We start from the raw sequence: 2,527 nt of genomic DNA on the forward strand, positions 1-2,527 counted from the left end.
GGAATAACTTCATTTCTTAGCTCAATCATCGGTAGACGTTTGCTTTTGTTATAGCGCAGCTGTTCAAAAATACTCTCCATTGCAGCAGTACAATCATCTACAGCAATCTGGTAAAAGGTCGCACTATCAATCTGAACGACATCCTGAGGCTGAAGCATAATTCTATGCTGGCTGATCAGACGGATATGGTCACCGGTTAATAGGGTCTTCGCGGGCAGAACAAATACACCCTTATGATTGAAAAGATTGTCTACAAGCTGCTTGCCGAGATATTGTTCATTATTGATGTTGTTTATTGTTCTCACCTGCCAGAGCAGAAATTCACGTGAGCGAACGATCTGCAGAATTGAACTTCTTCAGCCCTATTGCTTCTAAATAACAATAAAAGTAATGGATTAAACGGAACAAAAACTGAACGGGGAACGATTCAAGCTCACTTTTTGTTGCTATATATCTTATCGTAATTTTACACAGTAATGTGAATACCTGTCTCTGAATTCCTACTATGTATGTATTACCAATTGCCCTTGAAGGAGGACAGCCGTTTCACCGGCTTCACTTCAACCGGAACTTTATGGCGTTTGGCAATTTTTAAGTACAGCGCCAGCTCACGGCATACCTGCAAAATCGCAGAACGGACCTCGAACTCCTCCCGTGTATCCGGAAGCTCCATCTGCTGAAACTCCTGCTCGACTCCCTCCAGCAGCCGTTCTGTCCGGCCTGTGTATTCCTCAGCCAGCACATCACCGCTCAATTGGTCGAACAGCTCTGCCACCATGTCCCCATGCGGAAGCTGCCGGTAGACCTGGGAGAGCAGCTGCATCATATTCTGGATCGATTCCAGCTGTTCCTTGCGCATATAGAAGTAGACATTCCATGCTTCGTCCGGATGAATCACATGATTCTCCATTTCTCGTGAGGCCGCTGTCAGTCCCCGCTGCACTGCCTCGTTCGCACCGATCAGCTCCTTGCCGTCCCACAAATAGGAAGGATCACGCAGCGTTGTAGCCATCTGTTTGAAAATCACTGAAAAATACCCGTCTACCTCTTTACGGATACCGGATATCACACCCCCAGTCTCCGGCATATAAATCAGATTCACAAGACCGGCTGATCCGAGTCCGATTGCCAGCAGTTCGATCTGCTGGAGCAGGACATGCACGGAAAGCTCAGCTTGTCCAAACACGCGGAACACAATAACAGAGCTTGTTACAATCCCTTCCTTGAAACCCGACTTGACGATCATCGGAAAGCCGAAGAGAACGTAAAGCCCCAGCACCCAGTAATGAAAACCCAGCACATAAAAAAGAATACAACCTATTAAGAGTCCCACAAGCGAGGCGGAAAAACGCGCCGTGATCGTTCGAAGACTCCTTTTACGCGTTGTTTCTACCCCGAGAATCGCGAGCAGGCCGGCACTTTGCGCATTAGGTATACCCGCGGCGGCTGCCAGCAGAATGGACAGCAGCGTGGCAGCCGCTGTTTTGATAATCCGAAATCCCATGAACATACCTCTCCTTGAATGTTTTGCCTCATTTTGCAGGGTAAGATATAGACATGGTACAAGATTTTGCAAGGAGACACAATATGACATAAGTTTCAAATCCTCGACAATAGCAGCTTCTCCACGTATACGACCAGTTGATACATTGCAGTAGCAACTGCTGCGATTATCAGCAGGCTCGACATCACGAGCGTAAAATTGAACACCTGAAAGCCGTAAATGATCAGATAGCCGAGTCCCGATTTGGCCACCAGAAATTCGCCGACGATCACTCCCACCCAGGACATGCCCACATTTACTTTCAATGTAGAGACAACTGTAGGAAAAGATGCCGGAAGGATCACTTTGAAAAATTCCTGCACACGTGATGCCCCGAACGAACGCACGACTTTGACCAGATTGGGATCAACACTGCAAAAGCTGTTATAAACCACAAGCGTAGTAATGATTACCGTAATGGATAAAGTGGTGACTACTATCGCAGTAAAGCCGGCTCCGAACATCACGATAAAGATCGGCCCGAGGGCCACTTTCGGCATACTGTTGAATACAACCATATACGGGTCTAGCACTGCCGATAAAAACGGGGACCACCAGATGACAACGGCCAGCAAGGTGCCGAGCAGGGTTCCCAGCACGAAGCCGACTACCGTTTCTTCTACGGTCATCCCTAAATGCGGCCATAGGCTTCCGCTGGCCATATCCTCCCAGATTTGCCGGAAGACCTTAGTCGGATAGCTGAACAGCAGCTCATCGATCCAGCCCAGTCTGGCTCCTGCTTCCCACACAAGGAAGAAAAGGATAAGCAGACTGCCCCGCACGGCCATAACCCTGCTGCGCCAATGCCGTTTTTTCTTCTTATAATCCAGATGCTTCTGCTGCAGCCACAGCTCCCGGGGAGCCGGATTCTCATACATTTCGTCTGATTTCACGGGCTTTCCCTCCCAGCCAGCTCCATTTCCTTCCACACTTCATGAAAAAGCTCCGCAAAACCGGGCAAATCCCTAGCATATAGCGGAGGTG

At 48.6% G+C, this 2,527-nt stretch carries 2 protein-coding genes and 2 pseudogenes; all 4 read right to left on the reverse strand.

All coding sequences use genetic code 11. The features are described 5' to 3' along the window. Positions 1–305 (reverse strand): annotated as a pseudogene (locus AQR02_RS13305) (HD-GYP domain-containing protein); the annotation flags it as partial. 209 nt (positions 306–514) lie between these two features. Beyond that, positions 515–1,504, reverse strand: coding sequence for an aromatic acid exporter family protein (locus tag AQR02_RS13310; RefSeq protein ID WP_054940913.1), 990 nt, complete (start codon positions 1,502–1,504; stop codon positions 515–517). Positions 1,505–1,599: 95 nt separating this feature from the next. Further along, the gene (locus AQR02_RS13315; RefSeq protein ID WP_054942096.1) at positions 1,600–2,421 is read right to left on the reverse strand and encodes an ABC transporter permease; all 822 of its coding nucleotides are present in this window, start codon (positions 2,419–2,421) and stop codon (positions 1,600–1,602) included. Positions 2,422–2,432: 11 nt separating this feature from the next. Next, positions 2,433–2,527 (reverse strand): annotated as a pseudogene (locus AQR02_RS34200) (spermidine/putrescine ABC transporter ATP-binding protein); the annotation flags it as partial.

This window comes from Paenibacillus ihuae, assembly GCF_001368795.1.
GTDB lineage: Bacteria > Bacillota > Bacilli > Paenibacillales > Paenibacillaceae > Paenibacillus_AQ > Paenibacillus_AQ ihuae.

What these genes read in the sequence shown, in the direction of transcription:
- AQR02_RS13310 (WP_054940913.1), bottom strand. Translation starts at nt 1,504, where the DNA reads ATGGGATTTCGGATTATCAAAACAGCGGCTGCCACGCTGCTGTCCATT.
- AQR02_RS13315 (WP_054942096.1), bottom strand. Translation starts at nt 2,421, where the DNA reads ATGTATGAGAATCCGGCTCCCCGGGAGCTGTGGCTGCAGCAGAAGCAT.